Annotated in this window: 25 protein-coding genes; 7 read left to right on the top strand and 18 right to left on the bottom strand. The window is 50.8% G+C overall.

Annotated features, from left to right (window positions below):
• Positions 1–32: 32 nt before the first annotated feature.
• The 12 genes from WBL83_RS11455 to WBL83_RS11400 form a co-directional block, all read right to left on the bottom strand.
• Positions 33–1466, bottom strand: a complete 1434-nt coding sequence (locus WBL83_RS11455; protein WP_008813518.1) for a restriction endonuclease — start codon at positions 1464–1466, stop codon at positions 33–35.
• A gap of 20 nt (positions 1467–1486) precedes the next feature.
• Positions 1487–2290 carry a TIGR02391 family protein gene (locus WBL83_RS11450; protein WP_060430217.1) on the bottom strand — a complete coding sequence of 268 codons (804 nt, stop codon included), beginning with the start codon at positions 2288–2290 and terminating at the stop codon, positions 1487–1489.
• Positions 2291–2311: 21 nt separating this feature from the next.
• Complete coding sequence (locus tag WBL83_RS11445; RefSeq protein WP_008813520.1) at positions 2312–2791, bottom strand: hypothetical protein; 480 nt, start codon at positions 2789–2791, stop codon at positions 2312–2314.
• 391 nt (positions 2792–3182) lie between these two features.
• Positions 3183–3713 (bottom strand): DUF3833 domain-containing protein, encoded by a 531-nt coding sequence (locus WBL83_RS11440; RefSeq protein ID WP_424589258.1) that lies wholly within the window; start codon positions 3711–3713, stop codon positions 3183–3185.
• Complete coding sequence (locus tag WBL83_RS11435) at positions 3710–4237, bottom strand: hypothetical protein (RefSeq protein ID WP_424589257.1); 528 nt, start codon at positions 4235–4237, stop codon at positions 3710–3712. The genes WBL83_RS11440 and WBL83_RS11435 overlap by 4 nt, the downstream gene beginning before the upstream one ends.
• Positions 4234–4719 carry a DUF2878 domain-containing protein gene (locus WBL83_RS11430; RefSeq protein ID WP_424589256.1) on the bottom strand — a complete coding sequence of 162 codons (486 nt, stop codon included), beginning with the start codon at positions 4717–4719 and terminating at the stop codon, positions 4234–4236. The genes WBL83_RS11435 and WBL83_RS11430 overlap by 4 nt, the downstream gene beginning before the upstream one ends.
• Positions 4716–5936: a class I SAM-dependent methyltransferase gene (locus WBL83_RS11425; RefSeq protein WP_424589255.1), complete on the bottom strand. Its 1221-nt coding sequence runs from the start codon at positions 5934–5936 to the stop codon at positions 4716–4718. Before WBL83_RS11425 ends, WBL83_RS11430 begins: the two co-directional genes overlap by 4 nt.
• On the bottom strand, positions 5933–6655 hold the full coding sequence (locus tag WBL83_RS11420; protein ID WP_424589254.1) for a DUF1365 domain-containing protein: 723 nt from the start codon (positions 6653–6655) through the stop codon (positions 5933–5935). The genes WBL83_RS11425 and WBL83_RS11420 overlap by 4 nt, the downstream gene beginning before the upstream one ends.
• Before the next feature lies 1 nt (position 6656).
• The gene (locus WBL83_RS11415) at positions 6657–7913 is read right to left on the bottom strand and encodes an NAD(P)/FAD-dependent oxidoreductase (RefSeq protein ID WP_424589253.1); all 1257 of its coding nucleotides are present in this window, start codon (positions 7911–7913) and stop codon (positions 6657–6659) included.
• Entirely contained in the window at positions 7910–8629 is a 720-nt protein-coding gene (locus tag WBL83_RS11410; protein WP_424589252.1) for an SDR family NAD(P)-dependent oxidoreductase, read from the bottom strand. Before WBL83_RS11410 ends, WBL83_RS11415 begins: the two co-directional genes overlap by 4 nt.
• Positions 8626–9060, bottom strand: coding sequence for a nuclear transport factor 2 family protein (locus tag WBL83_RS11405; protein ID WP_424589251.1), 435 nt, complete (start codon positions 9058–9060; stop codon positions 8626–8628). The genes WBL83_RS11410 and WBL83_RS11405 overlap by 4 nt, the downstream gene beginning before the upstream one ends.
• A 228-nt stretch (positions 9061–9288) precedes the next feature.
• Entirely contained in the window at positions 9289–9813 is a 525-nt protein-coding gene (locus WBL83_RS11400; RefSeq protein WP_424589250.1) for a lipocalin family protein, read from the bottom strand.
• A 118-nt stretch (positions 9814–9931) separates the two neighbouring features.
• Here WBL83_RS11400 and WBL83_RS11395 point away from each other — a divergent pair, with 118 nt between their 5' ends.
• Both WBL83_RS11395 and WBL83_RS11390 read left to right on the top strand, forming a co-directional pair.
• On the top strand, positions 9932–10660 hold the full coding sequence (locus WBL83_RS11395; protein WP_424589249.1) for a MerR family transcriptional regulator: 729 nt from the start codon (positions 9932–9934) through the stop codon (positions 10658–10660).
• 215 nt (positions 10661–10875) lie between these two features.
• Positions 10876–11835, top strand: a complete 960-nt coding sequence (locus WBL83_RS11390; RefSeq protein ID WP_424589248.1) for a YbgA family protein — start codon at positions 10876–10878, stop codon at positions 11833–11835.
• A 101-nt stretch (positions 11836–11936) separates the two neighbouring features.
• Here WBL83_RS11390 and WBL83_RS11385 read toward each other — a convergent pair whose 3' ends face one another.
• Positions 11937–12677 carry a MerR family transcriptional regulator gene (locus tag WBL83_RS11385; RefSeq protein ID WP_424589247.1) on the bottom strand — a complete coding sequence of 247 codons (741 nt, stop codon included), beginning with the start codon at positions 12675–12677 and terminating at the stop codon, positions 11937–11939.
• A 90-nt stretch (positions 12678–12767) separates the two neighbouring features.
• Positions 12768–13988: a diguanylate phosphodiesterase gene (locus tag WBL83_RS11380; protein WP_424589246.1), complete on the bottom strand. Its 1221-nt coding sequence runs from the start codon at positions 13986–13988 to the stop codon at positions 12768–12770.
• A gap of 345 nt (positions 13989–14333) precedes the next feature.
• Between WBL83_RS11380 and ycgZ the strand changes: the two genes are divergently transcribed.
• The 4 genes from ycgZ to WBL83_RS11360 all read left to right on the top strand — a co-directional run bounded on the left by ycgZ (position 14334) and on the right by WBL83_RS11360 (position 16966).
• Complete coding sequence (gene ycgZ, locus WBL83_RS11375) at positions 14334–14573, top strand: regulatory protein YcgZ (RefSeq protein WP_424589245.1); 240 nt, start codon at positions 14334–14336, stop codon at positions 14571–14573.
• 172 nt (positions 14574–14745) lie between these two features.
• Complete coding sequence (locus tag WBL83_RS11370; protein ID WP_424589244.1) at positions 14746–15069, top strand: hypothetical protein; 324 nt, start codon at positions 14746–14748, stop codon at positions 15067–15069.
• A gap of 40 nt (positions 15070–15109) precedes the next feature.
• Positions 15110–15388 (top strand): biofilm development regulator YmgB/AriR family protein, encoded by a 279-nt coding sequence (locus tag WBL83_RS11365; protein WP_424589243.1) that lies wholly within the window; start codon positions 15110–15112, stop codon positions 15386–15388.
• Positions 15389–15670: 282 nt separating this feature from the next.
• Complete coding sequence (locus tag WBL83_RS11360) at positions 15671–16966, top strand: glycoside hydrolase family 10 protein (protein WP_424589242.1); 1296 nt, start codon at positions 15671–15673, stop codon at positions 16964–16966.
• 98 nt (positions 16967–17064) lie between these two features.
• Here the strand turns inward: WBL83_RS11360 and WBL83_RS11355 are convergent, their stop codons facing one another.
• A complete protein-coding gene (locus WBL83_RS11355) occupies positions 17065–18564 on the bottom strand; it encodes an aldehyde dehydrogenase family protein (RefSeq protein ID WP_424589241.1) in 1500 nt (499 codons plus the stop codon).
• Between the two features lie 258 nt (positions 18565–18822).
• On the opposite strand from WBL83_RS11355, the gene feaR reads away from it, so the two are divergent.
• Positions 18823–19731 carry a transcriptional regulator FeaR gene (gene feaR / locus WBL83_RS11350; protein ID WP_424589240.1) on the top strand — a complete coding sequence of 303 codons (909 nt, stop codon included), beginning with the start codon at positions 18823–18825 and terminating at the stop codon, positions 19729–19731.
• An 81-nt stretch (positions 19732–19812) separates the two neighbouring features.
• Here the strand turns inward: feaR and paaY are convergent, their stop codons facing one another.
• The 3 genes from paaY to paaK all read right to left on the bottom strand — a co-directional run bounded on the left by paaY (position 19813) and on the right by paaK (position 22984).
• Positions 19813–20406 carry a phenylacetic acid degradation protein PaaY gene (paaY, locus tag WBL83_RS11345; RefSeq protein WP_424589239.1) on the bottom strand — a complete coding sequence of 198 codons (594 nt, stop codon included), beginning with the start codon at positions 20404–20406 and terminating at the stop codon, positions 19813–19815.
• Positions 20407–20415: 9 nt separating this feature from the next.
• Positions 20416–21348 carry a phenylacetic acid degradation operon negative regulatory protein PaaX gene (gene paaX, locus WBL83_RS11340; RefSeq protein WP_424589238.1) on the bottom strand — a complete coding sequence of 311 codons (933 nt, stop codon included), beginning with the start codon at positions 21346–21348 and terminating at the stop codon, positions 20416–20418.
• Between the two features lie 319 nt (positions 21349–21667).
• Positions 21668–22984 carry a phenylacetate--CoA ligase PaaK gene (paaK, locus tag WBL83_RS11335; protein ID WP_424589237.1) on the bottom strand — a complete coding sequence of 439 codons (1317 nt, stop codon included), beginning with the start codon at positions 22982–22984 and terminating at the stop codon, positions 21668–21670.
• Positions 22985–23000 lie beyond the last annotated feature (16 nt).

Here is a 23000-nt window from a genome sequence, read left to right as displayed (position 1 = left end):
CGTGACTAGTCAAGCATCAGGAGTAGATTTTATTATTTCAGAGTTCCAAGTGGAATGAAAAGTAATCCATTTCGACTTGGGTAGCTGACAACGGCATGATCTCCCCACACCAAAACGGCTCTCGGGCCGTTAAGCGCTTCACCAACAAATAGAATTTTTTTTATTTGAAGTGAAGCACGATCTAACGCTACAAGCTCATGATTGTTTCGATTGACCGATAACAGCAAGTCTCCACTCACCGTTTGCGATAACGGGTCTGCCCATGCGAAAAAATTATTATTATCATTTGAGGCAAAGCGAATTTCTTGAATTAGCTCCCCTGATTCCGGCTCTATTACACAGATGCCACGCTTGGACTGGAACATGCCGACATAGATGCGATTGTAGAGATCGTCATATGTTAGACATGCAGGGGTTGAATCATCTGCGCGACCATTGCTTATCTCGGCGAGCTGGACGTCCGCCGTATATGTTTGACGACTTAGGTCGTAGATAGCTAAATAGCAGTTAGCATGTGGATAACTCAGCCCGTGGATGCGTCCGCCGCGTTGAATGCCAATGTAAATTAATGGCAGCGTCGGATGTCGTAGCAGCGACATGCAGCCTCGGCCACCTTCGGGATATGCTACTGTCTTTACAACGTATGTGGCACTGTCAATGATATAGAACTGGTTGACTCGATTGCTTGCAAAATAGATTTCTTTTTCGTTTTGTGACACTGCTAATTGTCCGTCACCACCCCCAGGTAACACTATTCTTTTAACGATAGCATGCGTAGCCAAATCAATAACGAGCACAAAGTCCGAAAAAACCTGGCCGACAAACAAACGGCCATCTGCAATAACTAAGCTACCAGGAGGATGGCTCAAAATCTCTCTTTCACCGTTTTGCGGGGAGTTCGACTCATATTTATCCAGGTCGATGGTACGTATGATTGACTTGGATGATGGATTAACGATTGAAATGCTGCATCCAGCCCAATTTGCAGTTATCAGGAAGTTGTTATGCAGGAGAATGTCATGTGGTTCAAAGCGGCTTGGAAATTTATAAATCGGGGCTCCATCATCACTACTGTCTAGAGTAAGAGAGGCTTCTGAAGTTGCTGCCCGTGCAGTCTTGGCAAAATCATCCAAGGATGTGACCAAAGTGATGTTCGACCCTCGTGCCGCATCCTGTGCTCCAGGTTGGAAACCTACCTCACTGACCATGATTCCTCGATCGGCACCAAGGTCATCAATGATGCTCTTGAGAGCAAGCACCTTTTCCTTAGGAACGCGAGTTTTCCACAATTTGCATTCGATTACCCAAGTACAGAGGATACCCGATCGAAGAAAGGTCGCGTAGACGTCAATATCATGGGTCGCTCGAACACCTTTGGCTCGATAATCAACCAAAGCATTACATCCAAGACGTCGAAATACTTCAGCTGTGGCCTCCTGATAAACTCGCCAGTCCGCGTAGCTCATGCAACTCCCCAATAATGTGACTATATTTTTTTCTGTGTGCCATCCAGCTTGCGATGAATAAGCGAAACCAACGTAAGGATGTCCAGCGCATCCAGTTCAGACATGGGCCAATTCTTCTTAGGCGAATGGGCCAGTGGATTGCGCACAGCGCCGAATAGACCAATAAGTAGGTTCGCAAAACCTTTTTGTTCACTCTTTTCTGAGTCGGTAGTGAGCGGTCCCAAGGTCAAAACTGGTTGTTGTCCGGTAAATGCCTTGTTCACCAAGTCGGCACCATCGCCGCTCAACCCAGACAACTGACGAATACGTTCCGCAACCCCTTTCGTCGCCTCGAAGACGGCATGAAAATAGTTTTCGTCCAGAAGTTCTGCACGACAATAGTTCAAAACTTCTGCATGCACAGCACGGCTTTCAAGTGCAGCCTTAAGTCGCCCGGCGCGGGCTCTGGCAGAATCGAGTGTTGTTGCTTTAGTGGCGTTCGTGACCTTACCATCTTCACGGACATAAAAGCCGGAAAAAGCTAGGACAACATTGAGTTCATCACGCCTCCAGGTAAATACTGCTGGATCACGAGCGTAATTTACCGGGTTCATCGCACGGTTAATGAACATGATGAGATGGTTGCCGACCTGATATTGGTTCTGCGCACCTACGAGCGCATTATACAGCCGTTTCCATTTTGTCATGCTTGGCGATGTGTCGACAACTTTGATTTCTTGTAGAAGTCGCTCGATCTGCGACCCACTCAAGCCACGTTCGGTATCAGCAAGAACGCGACAGGCGGCTTCAAGGTGCTGAGAGTTGAATAATGGAATACGTATCATAAATTATCTTTTTATCACCTTTCAGACCCACTCGAGCGCCGTGATAATCGATTGTCCTTCAGTACCGACCTCCACAAACAAAGCGTGATCGTAGCCAAGCTGCTGCTTATAACCTTGAAGTTTCAGTAGATCGATTCGTCTATCGACGCGACTCGTTGATTTTTTAAATTCTAAGACCAGATGATTCTGTTGCGTACCTCGCCGATGCACGATCACATCAGGAAATACTGTCTTTGCTTCAACGTCTTCGCTGTCTGGATAAAGCTCCAAATGTCTGAGCCGTTTAGGTTCTACACCATCCCGGTTATATTCGCAATCTACATTCCAACCGGGGAAAGATAGCTGGAGGTACATCGCAAAGCGAAAGGTAATGGACCGTTCGTTAGCATCAATACTGAGTAGATCATGATCATTGAATAGTAGCTCGGACAATGCATGTGCCACAGGTTCGCCTGGTTCACATTGATTGAGGTAGCGTATTTGATCCGGGGTCAGTGCCATTATCACGCTCGCATACTTAAGGAATTTTATTGGATTTTTCAGTACGCATTCGGTTACCAACTAAAAGGTATAATAACTGAATACTAAAACCTGATGCTCATCACAAAATCAGAAAAACAAGTTCATGAACCAATGGTAGAAAATTCGTATGATTTGTGTTCAGCTACTTGCACAGTTATGAACCAAAACTTAGTTCATAAGTGCATGCTTTGATTGCTCAATGAGAAAAAATTATTTTATTACAGCGGATTGTAAACTTTTTTGTTATAAATTTAATTATGTATTTCCCTCAAACCCAGAATAGTTAAATTGACTATTACGATACACACTCCCATGAGCTGATTAGAATCAGTACCCATCCCTACCAAAGCCCATCCGCGCACTATCCACTTCACTGCTCTACTTTGGTGAAGAACAACGTCAATGTTCCGACGGTGACACCGAACTTCTTCATGTCTGTTTTATTAAATAAATGCGTGCCGTCTTGCAGATACATCCAGTCATCAAAGTGCAGCAACCAGGTTTTGCCGCTGGCTTTCACATTCATGCTGTATTGCCAGTTCAAAGCATTGCCCGCCGCCCGACCTGACGCGACACCTTCAATATCGCCGGCTGTGCCTTCATAGCGGTCTGAGCTAATGCGACGAATGTGCCACACCCGCTGCTGCTTTTCGCCATCGTCATAAACGAAGTGTTCAGCGAGCGTCAGTGTATCGCCTTTGACATCACCGTTAATCTCGACGTGGAAGCGACGGATCTGTTTACCGCTGCGATCCTGCACCATTCCCCATGCTTCTGTTTTCCCCTCAAAGTAATGGAAAATATCAAGCGTCGGCTGTTGTTGGCGGTAGTCACTGATTTCCGAACTACAGCCAGCCAGGAGCATCATGAGTGCCAGACCGATTGCCAGAATACGTTTCATTTTCCACCTCCGAGTAACTGCTGACGCAGGTCAGGATATTGCGTGCGCGGATCAAGCCAGATGGCCAGAAATTGTGTACTGAAAGCTTCAGACTGACGTGGCCCAAGGATACTAAAACTTTTTTGCGCGGCTGATGCGCGATACCAGAACTGCCCCTGCTTACCGCTAAGTACAAAGGCCAGTTGTGAACCAGGAGTGACGTCCGGCCACAGTGAGTGCAGCATTTTTAGCCAGGCCTCACTACGCGGTTCGCGCGCAAGAATGCCCTGCTCCTGCCATTGTTCGCGGGTGGCATCGACCAGATCGTCGCGGTCGATATCGCGTTTATAAGTAATTATCAGCGCTTGATCCTGCGTTGGCCCGTTATACCGGCCATCTGGCGTGCGGAGCTGGGAGGTATAGACGGTAAACGGACCCCAACTCAGAGTGGCAGCACCCATTGTGCGCCAGCTTAACCAGTCGTTGGCATGGGCGCTGGGTATGATGATGATCAACCCCAGCAGCATCAAAAATGAAATTTTCATTGTCGCCTCGCCATCAGGACGTGGAACAACAACATCAGAACCAGCCAGCCCAGCGCAATCCAACTGACGATGATCAATGTCGGCTCCTGAAAGCTGATGGCACCTAACCGCTCGCCAATAACATACGCAACCGGCGTACCACAAGTTGCCAGCATTGCGAGGATCCATCCCGGCAGCGTTGATCGGCAAGTCAGCGCAGTCCAGACGGTGGCAAACATCAGCCACAACGCCACCATCCACACAGGCAATACGCCATCGCCAGTGAAGTCGATAAGTCCCGTCAGCGCAAAGAATGCGTCCAGCCCACAGCCTGCGACAGCCAGTAACAAGGCGTAAAGACGCTGGGCTGGCGACAACATAATGAAGGTCAGAATCGCAAGACCGAGCCACAGAAAGAGGCCGCGTTCGCGAAACAGCACGACCAGCGTCCAGTAGAAATCAAACGCCACAGCCATCAAAAAGAGCTGCACTGAGCTTTTCATACCCGCTCCGCGGTCAACTGCACCACGCTGATGGTCCGGGCGTTAAACCCGGCTTCACAGTAGCCGAGGTAGTAAAGCCACATACGGCGGAATCGGTCATCAAAGCCCAGCTTTTCAATGTCTTGCCATGAATGAACAAAACGTTGCCGCCAGTGCGCCAACGTGCGGGCGTAATCCGGCCCCATGTCGAACAGATTGCGCATGACAAAATCGGTGTGACGGGTCATCAGGTCGCTCATGGCTGTGATACTGGGTAAAAAGCCACCGGGGAAGATATAGCGCTGGATAAAATCGACGCTTTTACTGTAGTCGCGGTAACGCTGATCCTGAATAGTGATGGCCTGAATCGCCATTCTGCCCCCCGGGCGTAGCCGAGCCTGGCAGGTGCGGAAGAACGTAGGCAGGTAGCGCTCCCCCACTGCTTCTATCATTTCGACTGACACTAACTTGTCGAACTCTCCGGTCAAATCGCGGTAATCGCTCAGTAGCACTTGTACCCGGTCCTGCAACCCCGCACGGGCAATTCGCGCTGTCGCCCAGTTGTACTGCTCCTGTGACAGCGTGGTTGTGGTAACGCGACAGCCGTAATGACGGGCGGCATATTCCGCCATCGCTCCCCAGCCAGTGCCGATTTCCAGCAGGTGATCGCTGGCCGTCAGCGCCAGTTGTTCGCAAAGACGCGCCATTTTTGCTTGCTGCGCCTGGGTTAACCCCTGCTCCTCAGCGGTAAACAGCGCACTGGAGTAAAGCAGCTCATCATCCAGAAATTGCGAATAAAACGTATTGCCCAGGTCGTAATGGGCGGCGATGTTTGCGCGCGCCTGGTCGCGGGAATTGCGCCGCGTCCAGTGACGTAGCCGCTCGACGGGTTTGCCCAGCAGGCGAAAACCCCGTTCCAGTCGCCCCAGCACCTGGCCATTCATCGCCAGAATTTGCAACAATGTGGTGAGCTGATGAGTCTCCCACTCGCCGTCTATCCAGGCCTCTGCGGCGGCGAGACTCCCACCAGTCAGCACCCGCCAGTAAACACCTGGAGTCAAGATGTGCACTTCAGCATGCAGCGTGGCCGAAACATCGCCAAAGTGCGTCGTTTGGGCACCTTCATAAACGGTGAGCGAACCGTGGCGTATACCGCCCAGCAGACGGAAAAGCAGCCAGCGCGCGACTCGGACGTTGCGCGGAATATGGCGTTCTAACACAAAGACGGGATCGGTCATGAGCGTTCACTCCTGCTAACGGGATGGTTATGGATCGGAACGCGTTTAAGCCACAGCCGCAGCGCCTGCCAGTAGATAGCGAACACGGTTTTGAGCGTCATGAACGGGAGATTGCGCAGCAGTGAACTGAGGTTTTTACGTGTCAGCGGCTCACGCTTAAGCATCAGTGTTGCATCGAACACTTTCGACGCCTGATGGTTTTCAATATGCATGTGCAGCGTTTTACCGGGACTGTTGAAACGCCAGTGGTACATCATATCCATCGGATTAAAGGGCGAAACGTGGAAGGCTTTTTCCAGCGGGCGCGCATTCTGCCCATCTACTGCATAGTAATGCCGCTCATTCCACGGCGTGTTTCGTACTTCGGTCAGCACCCAGCGCAGAATATTAGTGCTGTCATAGCAGTAGTAAAAATTGACCGGATTAAAGTGGAACCCGAAATAACGCAATTGAGTCAGAAGCATCACGCGTCCATCAGGACGCTGCCCGGTCAGGGATGTCAGCCGGCTCAGGACGTTCGCTTTAAGCGGTGTGCCCAGCGGATAATCAGCATCATGGAAAGCGGCGGCAGCGAAGCGGTTACGGCGTATTCCAACACTCGCCAGCAGATCCAGCTCGTCAAGATCGAGCCAGGCCATAAAAAGGTTGTAGCGAAACTGGTGTGTTTTCGGCTGGAGGCGACGGTGGCGTAACACGCCCTGATACAGGCAACTGTTCATGTTATATGCCCTCCCCGGCGGCAATTCCCTGCACCACATCAAGTGCGCTACGCACTCCATCCTCATGAAAACCGTTGTACCAATAAGCGCCACAGAACCAGCTACGCCTGTGGCCGTTAATCTCGTGACGACGGGCCTGCGCCCGCCAGCTTTTAGGGTTAAATAGCGGGTGTTCATACACAAAGCGCTTCCAGACGCGACGCTCGTCAACCGGCGCGTCCGGGTTTAGCGTGACGCAGAACAAGGGGCTTCCTTCGGGCAGTCCTTGTAAAATATTCATGTTGTAGGTGACACAGGCACAAGCATTGTCGCTTTCGCTCAAGCGATAGTTCCAGCTTGCCCAGGCGCGCTGCCGTACCGGTAGCCAGCGTGAATCACTGTGTAAAACGACTTCGTTACGCTGCCAGCCAATATCACCCAGAACCTCGATTTCTGCCTGGGATGGATCAGCCAGCATCGCTAATGCCTGCGCGGAGTGGCAGGCAAAGATGACCTGGTCGAAGGTATGGCTCGCGTTTTCAAGCTCGATTTTTACGCCATTGTCGTCGCGAATCACCTGCTGCACTGGCGCGTTGAGATGCACCGTCAAACGCTCGCCCAGTTTTGCCAGCATGGCGCGGATATACTCTCGCGAGCCGCCGGGTACCACATACCACTGCGGGCGATGGGTGATATCCAGCAAGCCGTGATGCTCAAAGAAATGCAAAAACAGCCGCAACGGAAAACACCGCATCTGCTGTAGCGACGATGACCAGATGGCAGCCCCCATCGGCAGAATATAATGGCGCGCGAAAAACGTGTTAAAGCGATGCTTATCGAGGAAGGTTTGCAGCGTGTCGCTCTCGTGGGCGTCGTTCAGGGCCTCTTTTGCCAGGCGATTAAAGCGCACAACCTCTTTCAGCATTCCCCAAAACGCGGGATTAACCAGGTTACGACGCTGCGCAAACAGCGAAGTCAGAGTATGCCCGTTGTACTCCAGACCGCTTTGCGGGTTATGCACCGAGAAGCTCATTTGCGTTTTTTGGCCGCTTATCCCCAGCTCGCTCAACAGCCCCATAAAGCGCGGATAGGTGCGGTCGTTATAAACGATAAAGCCGGTATCAATTGCGTAAGTTCCCTGCGGTGTTTTGACATCCACCGTGGCGGTATGCCCGCCGGCTGAAGGTTGCGCTTCAAAAAGCGTCACCTGATGATGCCCTGCCAGCCGCCATGCGCAGGTCAGTCCGGCGATGCCGCTGCCGATAATCGCGATCTTCATGAGCGCACCATCCTGCGCAACACTGCGTGCTGAATAAACGCAGGCAAACGCGCCAGCAACCCCATAATCAGGCTAAATCCTGCGGGGAAAGCAATATGGTTTTTCCCTTTATCCAGACCTCGACGGATCGCCTTTACGGCGTTGTCTACACTCACCTGGCCGGGCATGGCAAAATCATTTTTGCGGGTCAATGGCGTATCGACAAAGCCAGGCGACACCACTGTGACGGCAATACCTTTGGGTTCCCAGTCCAGGCGTAGGCTGTTGGCAAACCAGGTCAGTGCAGCTTTAGACGCGCCGTACGCCTCCGCCCGTGGGAAGTGTAGCCAGTGCGCCATCGAACTGACCAGCACGACGCGACTGCCCGAAACCAGTTGCGATTGAAGTGCGGCCAGGCAATTCACCGGCCCGAGGAAATTGGTGGTCATCACCCTCTCCACCAGGGCCGCATCCACCACACCGTTGTCCAGATATTCGCACGTACCCGCGCAGAGAATAACCAGATTGGGATTACAGTCTTGCAGAGCCTGGCGACAGGCGTCCCTGTCTGTCATATCGAACAGGCTTATGGTGATATTCGGGCTGTACTGATGCAGTGCCTCCAGTCGGGCCGGGTCTCGACCACAGGCGATAACGTGGTAGCCGTTATCAGCCCAGGATTTAGCGAGCCCGGCACCGATGCCGGAGCTTGCGCCTGTGATGAGGACAGTCATCATGAGCGCACTCTCCTTTTCACACTGCGAACCGCAAAGCCCAACAAAGGAACATGTTCATAAATCATCGCTCCGGCATCGTAGTAGTCGCGCTGAAGCACAATCAGGTCGTTGTCGATATCTGCCATTGAGCATCCTGGCAGGCTAAGGGTTTTACCTCCGGCAATTCGCGGGTGCGACCAACTCATTGTCCAGCTGACAGCAAAACGGCTGTCGTCCCGGACTGGCGCTTCAATGGCAAAATGGCAGTGATCTACATTGAGCAGTAAATGGATGAAGTAACGCTGTATTGCAAACAACCCTTTATGTTCGCCAAAAGGGTCGATGAGCTGTGCATCCTGGTGGTAAAGCGCCGCCAAAGCAGTTGGTGGCTGGTTATCAAGCCTGGCGTAGTAATCAATAAACCGATCGATAACGGATGGCATTGCGCTCATGACAATCACCTGGCTGTGAACAACGTTGTGTAACGTATTATTAAAACTTACACAACAACTGTTTTTTGTCCAAGTTTAAAGTGGAAAGTTTTTATTGTTGAATAATTACAGAGAGTTAAAGATAGGGTTTTGTGGGGGGGATTGAGATTTTTTTTGCATCAAGAAAATCCGAGCCACATCCTTCCTGGTTGTGGCTCGAATATGAAGAGAAGCTGGAGGGAAATGAGATTACTGCTTCACCCACACTAATTGATCGACCCGGAATCCCAGACCGCGTGCGGTATTCAGGTAATCCTGTTTTACCGCATCAGGAATGGTCGGCGTACGCGATAAGATCCACAGGTAGTCGCGGTTCGGCCCGCTCACCAGTGCGTACTGATAATCATCGTCCAACTTGATCACATTATAGCCGCCATAGAACGGGCCAAAGAACGAGACCTTAAGCGCGGCGATATCAGACGCGCCAGTAAAGTAAGCCTTCCCTTCACTCTCGTTCCACTTGTTTTTCTGCGGATCATAGCCACGATTAAGCACGCTAATGCTACCGTCGCTACGTTTGCCGTATGTCGCCGTGACTTGTTCGAGGCCACGTTCGAAACGGTTTTCCAGACGGGCTATTTCATACCATTTGCCAAGATAGCGGCTGGCATCAAAACCGCTAACAGGCGTCACGCCTTTCGGCGGCGTCGGTGATTTACAGGCAACCAGGGACAATGCGATAGCAACACCGGTTACAACAGGCCATAGCTTCATGGGCGCTCCTTTCATTTGCACGGTTGGGATTAAAGTGTAGTCCAGGCATCCGGCACTTCCTTCAACCCGCCATTATTCGTAGTATATTGAGAGTATTCTCTATTTTCGGGTGCAGCATATGTCTTACTCCATCGGTGAATTTGCCCAGCTTTGCGGCATAAACGCGACGACGTTGCGCGCCTGGCAGCGTCGTTACGGGCTACTTAAACCATTGCGGACTGATGGCGGGCATCGTCAATACAGTGACGACGATGTTCAACAAGCACTCAAAATTCTCGACTGGGTGAAAAAAGGCGTACCCGTCAGTCAGGTCAAATCCCTCCTCGCCCGCCCTGGCGCTCGTCGCACAAACAACTGGCTCACCTTGCAGGAGAGCATGTTGCAGCGGCTGAAAGAGGGAAAAATCGAATCCTTGCGCCAGATGATTTACGACGCTGGTCGCGAATATCCTCGTTCTGAACTGGTCACCGAAGTGCTGCGCCCGCTGCGCAGTCAAGTCTCTGCCAATATTCCGGCGGTGATGACCATGCGCGAAATTCTCGATGGCATCATCATCTCCTACACCTCGTTTTGTCTTGAAGGCGATAAAAAAGCACCGGGAGATAATTACTTAATCACCGGCTGGTACCTGACCGATCCGTGCGAAATCTGGCTCGAAGCGCTCAGACGCACCGGCCAGGGGCAGCGTATTGATGTGCTACCCGTGCCGCCCGCCACGCTGGCACCGGATGTCTTCCCGGATCGTCACTGGCTGCTGGTTACCGGCGGCAAACTTACCGCCACGCGCAAAAAGCAGATTGAACTGTGGCAACTGCAAGTCGTTTCCCTCGAAGTTATTCCTCTGTAGTTCCATTTCCCCACGCAAAACGAAGACTCAGTCACACAACCGTTATGGTGGTGCGGCTTGCGTACGCTCTTAAACTTCTCAAAAAATCAGGCTTAAACCTGCTGTTTTAATCAGTTGATATTATTGATTAATAAAAAATACACAATCTTAAACTTGGACAAAAACTATTTGTTGTGTAAGTTTAAAGTATGCCTTAACAACAGCAGGATCGTGCCATGAACATTAAACCCATCATTGGTATCAGCGGATGTTTAACAGGCTCGGCCGTGCGCTTTGACGGCGGACATAAACGCATGGGATTTGTCATGGACGACCTGGCGCAATGGGTGACGTTCAAACCCGTCTGCCCGGAGATGTCCATCGGCCTGCCCGTCCCTCGCCCGGCACTACGTCTGGTTCAGACGACCGAAGGCGATATCCGGATGCGTTTCAGCCATGCGCCAAACGAGGATGTCACGGAAAAAATGGCCGAGTTCGCCGCTTCGTATCTCCCACGTTTGGGCGAATTGTCGGGCTTTATCGTCTGTGCAAAATCACCGAGTTGCGGTATGGAGCGCGTGCGTTTATACGATGAAAAAGGCAATCGCGGATGTAAAGAAGGTGTTGGCCTGTTTACCGCTGCGTTACTGGAGAAATACCCGTGGTTACCGGTTGAAGAAGATGGACGCCTGCACGATGCCGTGTTGCGGGAAAACTTTGTCGAGCGCGTCTTCGCCCTGCACGAGCTGAACACCTTGCGGGAAAACGGGCTGACTCGCCGTGCGATACTGGATTTTCACAGCCGCTACAAACTCCAGTTATTGGCGCACCATCAGGCCGGTTATCGGGAGATTGGGCCTTTTGTCGCCTCGCTGCATGAATGGGAAGATCTGGAGGCCTTTTTCGTTGTGTACCGCGAAAAGCTGATGACGATCCTGAAAAAACCTGCGTCACGGAAAAATCACACTAATGTGCTTATGCATATTCAGGGATATTTCCGTAACCAGCTGAATAACCGCCAGCGCGGCGAACTGCGGGATGTGATTCTGCACTACCGTGATGGGCTGCTGCCTATCCTGGCCCCGCTTACGCTGCTAAATCATTATCTGGCTGAATACCCGGATCGCTACCTGCAGACGCAAAACTACTTTGCCCCCTATCCGGAGAATTTATGTTTGAGACTGATGGTAAACTGATGACGGTTTTCGCAAACCGGCTTTATCTATATTGATAAAGGCACTGACGGGGCGGGAGACATCCCGCTCTGTGATGTTGACCTAAACACTATTCACCAACACTATTCACCCGAATGAAACTTAATGGCATATCCTTGCTTCTGCCAGTGCTCGAGTTGTTCCTGCTGACGCAACGTTAACGCCTTCCCGGTCCAGACAAATATATGCTGGCCAGGGAATAACTCCGGACGAGGTGCATCCAGAGGATCGGCAAGAACATCAGGACGCCATCCATGTTGCGATAGACGGCAGGCCTCAAGCCACATACGGAGTCTGTCTTCGATATCCCAACCAATCATTAGCGTATCTTTACCTTCCTTGTTGCGGGCATCCGCAAGGCACTGAACGACGTACTCAATCAACAGCCCATCAAACAAACTACTCATAGCCCGGGCGGTATTTTTATCCAGATTGAGGCACTGTCGTACAGGTATAAAGATATGATCAATAAGAGTGTCGACGGGAATTTCATGACCTAAAGTCGCAATCTTCGCGCGGAGTTTAGCGGGTTGTACAAGGCGCAGAACGGTCAACAACTCTTCTTGCTGTGACTGCCACATGTCATGGTCATGAGTGGTAATTACCCTCGCTTCCAGTAATGCTTTGACCTTTCCTACGGACACACCGCTTTTTATCAAGCGCTTAATCTCTTCAATACGCTCGATATCTTCGTCATCAAACTGTCGATGTCCGCCCTCACTCCTTTGAGGTTTGAGTAATCCATAGCGACGCTGCCAGGCTCGTAGCGTGACAGGGTTGATTGCGCATCGTTCGGCAACTTCACCGATACTGTATAAGGTCATTAATCCCTCTTTGTAAGCTTAAAACATCCCTATTGAAACTAACGACTCCAGGCGGGTTGTACAACCTATATTTACATTGTACAACCTGGATTAGAGATCTGCTTTCCTTTCTGGCCAGGCCACGGCAGCTACGCCACTCAGTCTGGCGCTAGCAAACAAGTTGCCCTGAAAATGGGTAATGCCTGCTGATTCCAGCCACATCCACTCTTCGGGTTTTTCGACACCCACCGCCGAAATAGCGATTTCAAGCGAAGCACAGCATTTGATAATGGCCTGAATGATGGCCTGCCGCGGACCACTTTTGTGAACATCTTTAATCAGTTCGCGGTTGATCTTAATTCTGTCCGGCTGAAACTGAGCCAGCAACAACAGTCCGCCAAAACCGGCGCCAAAGTGGTCTATGGCGACATTAATCCCGGCTGATTTAAGTTGTCTCACTGCATCAGTGAACTCGTCAATACGTGAAATCACCTCGCATTCAGTAAATTCTATTGTTACCTGCTCTGGTACAAGGCCATTTATCTGAATTTCTCTTAACAAGAAATTAACCGCATCGGGGATCATCACCAGCGCCATAGGCAATAGATTCACCGAGACAGAGTGTTTCCCAAGTTTGAGCGCACTGGCCATCGCAAAGGCAACTTTCTTGCTATTGAGATCTGCCTGATAAAGCTCGTTCCCGGTCAATCCTGCAAAATATATCTCCGGTGAACCGCCGCCAGGGGTGCGTAGCAAGGCTTCGGTCGAGATAATTTCCTGGGCAAACGGGTCAACCATCGGCTGGAAAGCAAAACAACAATCTGCCGTGTTATCTGGGGCGGCGAGGTTGGTATGGCTTTCGCCCTCATCCGGAATAAACACCCAGGAATCCGCTGGGGGGATCTCAAAATAGTTCTCTTTTTCAGTAGCTGAAACAAACGTCCGCAAGAATTTAAGCGCCCGGTCATTATAAATCAGCTGGTACTTCGATGTGCCTTTGTCGAGTACAGTTTGCAGTACCCTTTCGCTGTCATGTTCTCTTAAATCAAAGAGTTCCATACCGGTCTTGCCAAACCGACGGGTTGGCCCGTGGTCACAAAGCAGCTCAACGATATTGCAATGACGCTCATCCTGGCAAATATGCTGATAAATCTTCAACACACTCTCTTCCGGGCCTTCAATAAGTTGAAGGAAGTGCGTGCCGTTGAACAGCAAGATACCTGTCACATCGGCCTGATCATTTCTTAATTTTGCTGCTGCAACCATATCCATCACTGATTCAAACGGTACGTTCTTACAGATATGGCTGCGGTAAATGATAGTTGTGAGCATGGTGTGTCCAATGGAGGCGATTTAAGCCTTTACAGTAGCAGATGAGTAACCAAACCCCTCATTTAAAATACATTAGAATTAATAACTTATTAACAACAATTGTATGCATGTACACCGAATAAAGCAGGTTTTTTGCCATCGCCGTTGCAAGGAAATGATAAAGCTGTACAGCTGTTTTTGTCGACTTAAGTTAAATATTTTTCTAACTAACTGATATGAAAGGAGTAGCACTTATAGCTTAGGATTTTAAGACAAATCCTTACCTTTTTCTATGTACAAGTTTTTAAAGGTTGTATAACTTTATTTGTACATTTGATGAAGACTGCATATTTACAGGAGTAACTGATGCAACAGAACAACTACGTTCCCGATACGGCTACGGCGATCACACGCTATTTCTCAAAAGCGGCCCTGCCTTCACAGCAGGAAACACTTGGGCAAATTGTGGTCGAGATCCTGAGTGATGGACGGAGTTTGAACCGCAAATCAATCTGTACAAAATTATTACGTCGGGTTGAAGAAGCATCAGGTCCGGAAGAAGAGAGTCACTACCACACATTAATTGGCTTACTTTTCGACCGTTAGGTTCAAACGGTCGGACAGCGCAAATTAACGGCTTATTAGTTCAACACTCGCGGGAGCATTATTTCAGGCAATATCGAAGAGCCTGGCAACTTTCAGCTTACCTCCTGGACAAGAGGGCTGATTTCATGCCACGTTTCGGATACGAAACACAGTGGCAAGCAGAGACGCAGTTATGAATAGAAGTAAAAGAGAGAAATTAATCGACCAACTGATTGGAGAGGCAGTTTTATCAATCCTTTACGATAACGGGCCAGTCAGTACCGGTTCCCTGATTGAAAGGCTGCAAGTCATGGAAGCGACAGAAAGAGAGGCACAGCGGCGAAATCTTATCGCGGATGTGATTGCTGATATACGCAACCAACGTCTGAGCATTTCGCGCCCTACTCTGGTTCCTGCGCATAAGGAATGGGACAAGGAGAGTCAGAACAGGAAGGACAATAATGTGTATCAGTTATTCGACGATAGCCCTGATCACGGTAGTAGTAAAAAACACTGACTACCCCTAAAAACTCACAGTTTAATAATGGTGAACGTAAATGACCCAAATGACGCTTCATAAATCAGAAATCTATGCCACTCTGCCTAACACTGCACTGACTGCATACTTTCGTAATGCTGGCGATATGCTGGCTGATGAGGCCGTATTACTCGGAGCGGTAATACGCAGCATTCTTGCTACTGATGGACATCTTACTAATAAAGCCATTATTCAAAAGCTGATTGAGGCTATTGAGTCCACCGATGATGTCGTCACCATTGACATCGTGCGTAAGACTCTCGAGATCGTTGTTGACCACACGTATGATGATATTTAAGCAGGATACATTCGTATTGAATTTCAATTATCTGAATGATCCGCAGCCCCTTCCCTTGCTCGATTTTACAGACGCACAGGTCAGAAATTATAACGCTCCGCATGAACTGCGGGGCGTTAATTCATTACATTCGTATCTCCAGAACGCACTGATTTAGCATCACTGTTTAGCGGGTTTGATTGACTTAAATTGAAATCAGAAGAGAATATTTCTTTTCGCGGCGCCCTGAATAAACTGGAGTCTATCATCAGCAGTCCACGCAGCTTTCCCCTTGTCACTCATGTGAAAACGACAGGCACCCTTGTTGCCGCTGTTTTGTTACTCGCCAGTTGTTCATCCAAACCGCCGAAATCGCTGGTGACGCCGTTGCCCTCTGTCACCAAACCGGTTGCGGGGAAAACGGATCAAAGCCGTGAACCGATGCGCGGTGTCTGGCTTGCAACCGTTTCTCGTCTTGACTGGCCACCGGTCTCGTCCGCAAATATCAGTGACGCAAACACCCGTATACGAGTGCAACAAAAAGCGCTTACCGACAAACTGGATAAGCTAAAAAATCTCGGCATTAACACGGTGTTCTTCCAGGTAAAACCGGATGGAACCGCACTGTGGTCATCAAAAATTTTGCCATGGTCAGATGTCTTTACGGGAAATATTGGTGAGAATCCAGGTTATGACCCGTTGCAATTTATGCTCGACGAAGCGCACAAACGCGGCATTAAAGTCCACGCCTGGTTTAATCCCTATCGCGTCTCGACCAATACCACTCCGATAACCGTTGCGAAGCTAAATCGCACCTTGTCGTTAGATCCGGCAAGTGTGTATGTGCTGCACCGCGACTGGATCCGCACTGCGGGCGACCGTTTCGTGCTCGACCCAGGGATCCCTGAGGCGCGTGACTGGATTACCAGCATCGTGGCTGAAGTGGTTCAACAATATAATATTGATGGCGTACAGTTTGATGATTACTTCTACACCGAATCACCGGGTTCCGCGCTTAACGACAACCCGACCTTCAGAACATATGGTCAGGCATTTAACTCAAAAGCGGACTGGCGACGCCACAATACGCAGCAATTAATAGAACAAGTTTCCCGCACCATTAAACAGCTGAAACCAGGCGTTGAATTTGGCGTAAGCCCTGCCGGAGTGTGGCGCAACCGCTCATTTGATCCGGCGGGTTCTGATACACGTGGCGCTGCCGCCTATGATGAGTCGTTTGCTGATACCCGTCGCTGGGTGCAACAAGGTTTGCTGGATTATATCGCGCCGCAATTGTACTGGCCGTTCGCCCGTGATGCGGCGCGCTACGACGTGCTGGCAAAATGGTGGTCTGACGTCGTAAAACCGACCAACACGCGCCTGTATATCGGTGTTGCGCTCTATAAAGTCGGTGAGCGTTCAAAAATAGAGCCCGACTGGGTGAAAAACGGCGGCGTGCCTGAGCTGAAAAAACAGATCGATATGAATGAGTCGACACCCAATATTAATGGCACGATCTTATTCAGAGAAGACTATTTGAACCAACCACAGACGCAGGAAGCCGTGAACTATCTTAAACAACGCTGGAATCAATCGTAATGTAGACATACTAATGTCGGATGTCGCTGCGCTAATCCGACCTACGAACCAGGAATTCCCATCAGTACTAACCCCGGATTTATCCGGGGTTTTTTATTCTAATAGCGCACGCAAATAGATTTTAATTCCGTATAAGCATCCAGCCAGTCTGGACCAAAATCTCGGCCAGAACCGGATTGCTTCATGCCACCAAATGGCATATTGGCATCGATAAGCGTATGGCTGTTCACCCAAACTGTCCCCGCCTGAATACGCGAGGAATAGCTCATTGCCGCCTGCAAGTTATTGGTCCACAGGCTGGCGGTTAACCCATATTCAGTATCATTAGCGAGGCGCAACGCCTCTTCCGCGTCGTTAACCCGAACCAGATTCACCACCGGACCGAACACCTCTTCATGATTGAGGCGTAATTCTGCGGCAGGGTTCACCACAAGTGTTGGCGTGACGTAATAACCCTCGCCCTTTGGCACAGCATTCCCGCTGATAATCTCTGCATGATTTCGCTGGGCGTCGTCCAGATAACTGGCAACTTTTTGCTGATGCACTTTCGAAACCAGCGGGTTGATGTGCGTGGTCATATCCATGCCGGCACCAACCGACAGCGATTTCACCGCTTGCTCAAAGCCACTGACCAGCGTGTCAAATAACGGGGATTCGATATAGATGCGTGAACTGGCAGCACAAACTTGCCCCTGATTGAGGAAGCTCCCCGCCATTAACCCTTCAATCACCATTGCCGGGTCGGCATCTTTAAGCACGATGGCCGGGTTTTTGCCGCCTAACTCCAGCGTGACATGAGTTAAACGATCCGCCGCCGCACGCGCAATGCCTTTGCCCGTGGCAGTTGAACCGGTGAAACTCACTTTTGCGATTAATGGATGTTGTGAAAGCGCTCGCCCGCAGACGGCACCACTTCCCGTGACCACGTTAAACACCCCATCTGGCAAACCGGCTTCGCTGGCTAACTCTGCCACACGCAATAGCGTTAGTGGTGTGGTTTCCGACGGTTTCACCACAATCGAACAACCGGCGGCAAGCGCAGGCATCACTTTCCACATGCCAATCAGTAGCGGGAAGTTCCACGGCACAATACCCGCGACCACGCCGACCGGCTCTTTGCGCGTCCACGCCTGGTAACGGGCACCTTCGGGCATCGGAATCGACACATCCAGCGTACGACCGCTGATTTTGGTGGTCAGCCCGGCGGTGTAGCGCATCCAGTTAAGGGCACAACCCACTTCAAAGGCGCGGGAAATATTGATTGATTTGCCCTGCTCCAGGGTTTCAAGCTGCGCCAGTTCCTCAGCATTTTGCTCAACCAGGTCAGCAAATTTCAGCAAGATACGCTCACGGGCGGCAGGCAACATATTGGCCCACACGCCACTGGTGAAAGCACGCCAGGCGGAAGTCACCGCTTTGTCGACATCGGCCTCGTTGGCATCCGCGCTGGTTGCGATTTGTTGACCGTCCGCTGGGTTAAAGACACTCAGGCGTGATGAAGACCCAGATGACTGCCAGTTTCCATCAATATACAGCCCATGATTACGTGCCAGAAAAGTTTGAACCGACTCGAGAACAGCAACAGTGTTAGCAGACATAGTTTCTCCTTATTATCGTCATGGCCAGAAGCCCTGTTTTGAAGTCTAGGGTCTGGCGGCGCAAAAGGTTTGTCTGTGCCTGACAATTGCTTTGTTCCCTGTGACAGCCCACACAATTGGCGACAAAGCTCGCCGTTTTATCACCCAATTTATCTATAGTGAATTCCTATACCAGACGCGAAGATCTTCTCCCGTATCGCGCAAGCTGTAACAATGAATTAACACGTGGCACCTTCGGTGCATTTGGTGAGGTGAACAATGGCTGAATCGGCAAGTAACGAGCGTTTTGATAACTGGCTCGATAGCATCAACCGCGCCTGCGGCCCCTTCTCCGGACAGATTTTAGATGGCGGATTCCACGGCACCTTGCAGGAATATCACGCCAATGCCATGAAACTAAGCGTGGTCGAAACCGCACATTCGCGCCTGTTCCGCTCCCAATATGAAGTGGCTCGTAGCAACGACGCCTGGTTTTATACCGTGTTTCAACTCGATGGTGAGGCTGTGCTGGAACAAGGCACTAATCAGGCCGTCTTGCATGGCGGCGACATTACCCTTATCGACGCTTCCCGCCCGTGCAGCATCGTCTACACCCAACCGACCAAACAAATTTCGCTGCTGGTTCCGCGTCACTTAATCGAACAAAACCGACGTGCGGGCGATCTCCCTTGTGCACAACGGCTGAGTGCCGACATGCCGGTTGTGAAAATGAGCCAGCGCCTGCTCCATGAAAGCATGAAAAACCCGACATTGAATGTGTGTGAAAGCGAAGCCGCACTGGAAGCGATTATCTGCCTGCTGCGTCCGGTGTTGCAGGTGCGTGATGCCCAGCACTCCAGACGTGATAAGCAACTTGAGCGCGTAATGGGTCTGATTGATAGCCATATTCAATCTGAAGATCTGCGCCCGGAATGGATTGCCAGTGAAGCGGGAATGTCGGTTCGCAGCCTGTACCGCATGTTCGCCGATAAAGGCCTGGTTGTGGCGCAATACATTAAAAACCGCCGCCTGGATTTATGCGCACAAGCTTTGCGCACCGCGAGCGTCACCGAGAAACTGGCAGGCATTGGCTATAACTGGGGGTTCACCGATCACAGCCACTTTTCGACAGCGTTTAAGTTACGTTTTGGCGTCTCGCCTGGGGAATATCGTAAACGCTGGCAGTAACGGGATTTTACAAGGTGGATGAGCGATAGCGTCAGTTTTGTCGGATGACGCTGCCGCTTATCCGACCTACAAAAAAGTTTGTCATTCGCCTTTAGGTTGGTACGAACTGCTCATGGTTTTTGCATCTCGATCGGGTTCCATCTCGCGTAATGGTTCAACCTGATGCATCGTTTGCTGGCAACGGATAACCAGTTCCTGATATTCGCGCGTACCCTTCTTCTTCCACTCAAGTTCATCCGCACGTAATTCCCGCACGACTTTTGCCGGGCTGCCGAGGATCATCTGGTTTGCGCCAAACTCGGCTCTCGCTTTCACAAATGCCGTGGCACCGACGATACTATTTTCGCCAATTTGCGCGCCATCAAGGATCACCGCATTCATGCCAATCAAGGCATTTTTGCCAATGATGCAACCGTGCAGAATCGCGCCGTGACCGATATGACCGTCCTCTTCAACAATCGTGTCCTGCTCCGGGAAACCGTGCATCACACAATTATCCTGCACGTTAGCGCCATCTTTAACGATGATGCGCCCAAAATCCCCACGCAAGCTGGCATTTGGCCCGATATACACCCGATGGCCAATAATCACATCACCAATCAAAACGGCTGTGGGATGCACATAACTGTCTTCCGGTACCACGGGCGTCAACCCGTCGATTTGATATACAGGCATAATTTTTCCTTACGGATTCAGGTTGATTCCACCGAAGCGCTGGAAATAACCGCTTCCCGGCTGCGGCAAGTCGCCGACCGAGGTTTCTCCATGTTCGCTGACAAACAGCAGCGCGCCGGGGGCAACTCGTTGATAGATGTTAATACATAACTGGCGTGCGCTTTGACCTTGCCAGTGCGGCGGCAATAATTCATCCGGCAGCAACGGGTCTTTTAGCACCACGCGACGATAGAAGTGGATCAGCAGAAGTTGGATCTGGAAACAGCGCAGCGGTGTCAGTTCACTTTCGTCTGCTTCGCGTAGCAACGGCAGTAACGGGCGGAACGAGTTAATAAATTCGCCGTAACGTTCATTTTTATCGGTGAGCAACCAGCACTCTTCGACGCGCGCTTTCAGCGCGGTTTTTGAGGCCTGAAGCGGTGAACTGGCTTCAAAACAGATGACGTTATCCGCAACGCCAGCTTCATGCAGCAGGTTCTGAACATCGGCAAGATTTTGCGACGGCGATGCCATCAGGCTCGGCGCAAGCGTGCCAAAGCCCTGCCAGATAAGCTGTTTCTTGACCTGTTGCAGGGTGTTTTTCTCAAGGCCTTCAGAAAGCAACAGCAGCCATTTGCCATCCCATTCAGGCTGGCCGGCACGGTAGATCTTCGCTTCTGCACGGCGGGTCATGCGCTGGCCCATTTCGGTCAGACGATAAAAGCTGCGCCGCCCAACGCGCTCGACGTCAAGCCAGCCCTCTTTATTGAGTCTGAATAACGAAGTTCGTACGAAACGCTCGCCGAAACCAAGTGATTCCAGCATGGTTGCCAGGCTTCCCAGCCAGATTTCTCCGCCGCGATGCGCCAGTGCATCTCCATATAACGAGACAATCAGCGACGTTCCGCTAACAGGAACGGCGCTGACTGCCTGCTGTATAAACTGTTCCAGTTTCTTGCTCATGGGTAGACTAAAATTCCGTTTAAAACCGTCAAGAGTTAAAACATAGCACAACAAAGACAATAAAAATCATGTCATTACCAATGCGATTCACAAATTTTTGAACTGTGGCATGGGATGAAGTGTATTCAATTCCCCTCATCCCAACCTTCTCCCCAGGGAGAAGGAGTCAAACGGTTTCAACCCTCTGACAAGGAGAAGGAGCCAAATGGTTTCTTCCCTCTCACAGGGTGGTTTCTTCCCTCTCACATGGTGGTTTCTTCCCTCTCACAGGGCGGTTTCTTCCCTCTCCCTCAGGGAGAGGGTCAGGGTGAGGGTTGTTCTACTGATTTGCCGCCTGGCGCAAATCGCTAACGCGGACAGCTTTTCCTTCGGAACGTGGAAGGCTGCCGCAATTCACAATACTGATATCCGTTGAAATGCCGACCATCGACTTAATACGATGACGCAACTGATGGCAAACGGAACACCGTTGTTCATGGCTCAGATACAAGCTGCTCTCCTTCAACTCCACTTTGACGGAAAGCGTGTCGAGGTGGCCGTCGCGATGCACTTCCAGCTGATAATGCGGTGCCAGATGCTCGAACTTCACAATCTCTTCTTCCAGCTGTGACGGGAACACATTCACACCACGGATGATCAGCATGTCGTCTGAACGCCCGGTAATGCGATCCATACGGCGCATGGTTCTCGCGGTGCCTGGCAGCAAACGAGTCAGATCGCGTGTGCGGTAACGAATCACCGGCAGCGCTTCTTTAGTCAGCGTCGTGAACAGCAATTCACCCTGCTCGCCATCGTCCAGCGGTGTGCCGCTAATTGGGTTGACGATTTCCGGATAAAAATGATCTTCCCAGATGGTCGGGCCGTCGGTGGTTTCCAGACATTCCATCGCCACACCCGGTCCCATCACTTCGGACAGACCGTAAATATCCAGTGCGGTGATCCCAAGGCGACGTTCGATTTCGCGACGCATGGCGTGAGTCCACGGCTCAGCACCAAACACCCCAACACGCAGCGAGCAATCCCGCGCATCCCCGCCCATCTGGCGCTCCAGTTCTTCAATCAGATTCAGGCACCAGGATGGCGTCACCATAATCATATCCGGACGGAAATCACGGATCAGCTGAGCCTGTTTCTCTGTTTGCCCGCCAGACATCGGGATAACCGTCGCACCCAGACGCTCGGCGCCATAATGCGCACCCAGTCCGCCGGTAAATAAACCGTATCCATATGCCACATGAATTTTGTCTTTTGGCGTGCCGCCTGCCGCGCGTAGCGAACGGGCAACAATATCAGCCCAGGTATCGATATCTTTTTGCGTGTAACCGACCACCGTGGGTTTACCGGTAGTACCCGACGAGGCATGGATACGCACGATCTGCTCCATCGGCACCGCAAAGGTGTCGAACGGATAGTTGTCGCGTAAATCCTGTTTAGTCGTGCAGGGAAAGAGGCGAATATCTTTCAGCTCTTTGAAATCATCAGGATGCACACCTACCGCGTCAAATTTGCGTTTATACATCGGCACGTTGTTGTAGGCGTGGTTAAGCGTCCATTTCAGACGCTGCGTTTGTAAGGCCTGCAGCTCATCAATTGACGCGGTTTCAATCGGTTCCAGCTTCGTTGTTGTGTTTATCATTATAGGGTACTCGCAG

The sequence above is a fragment of the Buttiauxella sp. genome (assembly GCF_049686335.1).
Taxonomy (GTDB): domain Bacteria; phylum Pseudomonadota; class Gammaproteobacteria; order Enterobacterales; family Enterobacteriaceae; genus Buttiauxella.
Note: the sequence above shows the minus strand (reverse complement) of the source record. Positions and strands in the feature narration are given on the sequence as shown.

What these genes read in the sequence shown, in the direction of transcription:
- WBL83_RS11455 (WP_008813518.1), bottom strand. Translation starts at nt 1,466, where the DNA reads ATGAGCTACGCGGACTGGCGAGTTTATCAGGAGGCCACAGCTGAAGTA.
- WBL83_RS11450 (WP_060430217.1), bottom strand. Translation starts at nt 2,290, where the DNA reads ATGATACGTATTCCATTATTCAACTCTCAGCACCTTGAAGCCGCCTGT.
- WBL83_RS11445 (WP_008813520.1), bottom strand. Translation starts at nt 2,791, where the DNA reads ATGGCACTGACCCCGGATCAAATACGCTACCTCAATCAATGTGAACCA.
- WBL83_RS11440 (WP_424589258.1), bottom strand. Translation starts at nt 3,713, where the DNA reads ATGAAACGTATTCTGGCAATCGGTCTGGCACTCATGATGCTCCTGGCT.
- WBL83_RS11435 (WP_424589257.1), bottom strand. Translation starts at nt 4,237, where the DNA reads ATGAAAATTTCATTTTTGATGCTGCTGGGGTTGATCATCATCATACCC.
- WBL83_RS11430 (WP_424589256.1), bottom strand. Translation starts at nt 4,719, where the DNA reads ATGAAAAGCTCAGTGCAGCTCTTTTTGATGGCTGTGGCGTTTGATTTC.
- WBL83_RS11425 (WP_424589255.1), bottom strand. Translation starts at nt 5,936, where the DNA reads ATGACCGATCCCGTCTTTGTGTTAGAACGCCATATTCCGCGCAACGTC.
- WBL83_RS11420 (WP_424589254.1), bottom strand. Translation starts at nt 6,655, where the DNA reads ATGAACAGTTGCCTGTATCAGGGCGTGTTACGCCACCGTCGCCTCCAG.
- WBL83_RS11415 (WP_424589253.1), bottom strand. Translation starts at nt 7,913, where the DNA reads ATGAAGATCGCGATTATCGGCAGCGGCATCGCCGGACTGACCTGCGCA.
- WBL83_RS11410 (WP_424589252.1), bottom strand. Translation starts at nt 8,629, where the DNA reads ATGATGACTGTCCTCATCACAGGCGCAAGCTCCGGCATCGGTGCCGGG.
- WBL83_RS11405 (WP_424589251.1), bottom strand. Translation starts at nt 9,060, where the DNA reads ATGAGCGCAATGCCATCCGTTATCGATCGGTTTATTGATTACTACGCC.
- WBL83_RS11400 (WP_424589250.1), bottom strand. Translation starts at nt 9,813, where the DNA reads ATGAAGCTATGGCCTGTTGTAACCGGTGTTGCTATCGCATTGTCCCTG.
- WBL83_RS11395 (WP_424589249.1), top strand. Translation starts at nt 9,932, where the DNA reads ATGTCTTACTCCATCGGTGAATTTGCCCAGCTTTGCGGCATAAACGCG.
- WBL83_RS11390 (WP_424589248.1), top strand. Translation starts at nt 10,876, where the DNA reads ATGAACATTAAACCCATCATTGGTATCAGCGGATGTTTAACAGGCTCG.
- WBL83_RS11385 (WP_424589247.1), bottom strand. Translation starts at nt 12,677, where the DNA reads ATGACCTTATACAGTATCGGTGAAGTTGCCGAACGATGCGCAATCAAC.
- WBL83_RS11380 (WP_424589246.1), bottom strand. Translation starts at nt 13,988, where the DNA reads ATGCTCACAACTATCATTTACCGCAGCCATATCTGTAAGAACGTACCG.
- ycgZ (WP_424589245.1), top strand. Translation starts at nt 14,334, where the DNA reads ATGCAACAGAACAACTACGTTCCCGATACGGCTACGGCGATCACACGC.
- WBL83_RS11370 (WP_424589244.1), top strand. Translation starts at nt 14,746, where the DNA reads ATGAATAGAAGTAAAAGAGAGAAATTAATCGACCAACTGATTGGAGAG.
- WBL83_RS11365 (WP_424589243.1), top strand. Translation starts at nt 15,110, where the DNA reads ATGACCCAAATGACGCTTCATAAATCAGAAATCTATGCCACTCTGCCT.
- WBL83_RS11355 (WP_424589241.1), bottom strand. Translation starts at nt 18,564, where the DNA reads ATGTCTGCTAACACTGTTGCTGTTCTCGAGTCGGTTCAAACTTTTCTG.
- feaR (WP_424589240.1), top strand. Translation starts at nt 18,823, where the DNA reads ATGGCTGAATCGGCAAGTAACGAGCGTTTTGATAACTGGCTCGATAGC.
- paaY (WP_424589239.1), bottom strand. Translation starts at nt 20,406, where the DNA reads ATGCCTGTATATCAAATCGACGGGTTGACGCCCGTGGTACCGGAAGAC.
- paaX (WP_424589238.1), bottom strand. Translation starts at nt 21,348, where the DNA reads ATGAGCAAGAAACTGGAACAGTTTATACAGCAGGCAGTCAGCGCCGTT.
- paaK (WP_424589237.1), bottom strand. Translation starts at nt 22,984, where the DNA reads ATGATAAACACAACAACGAAGCTGGAACCGATTGAAACCGCGTCAATT.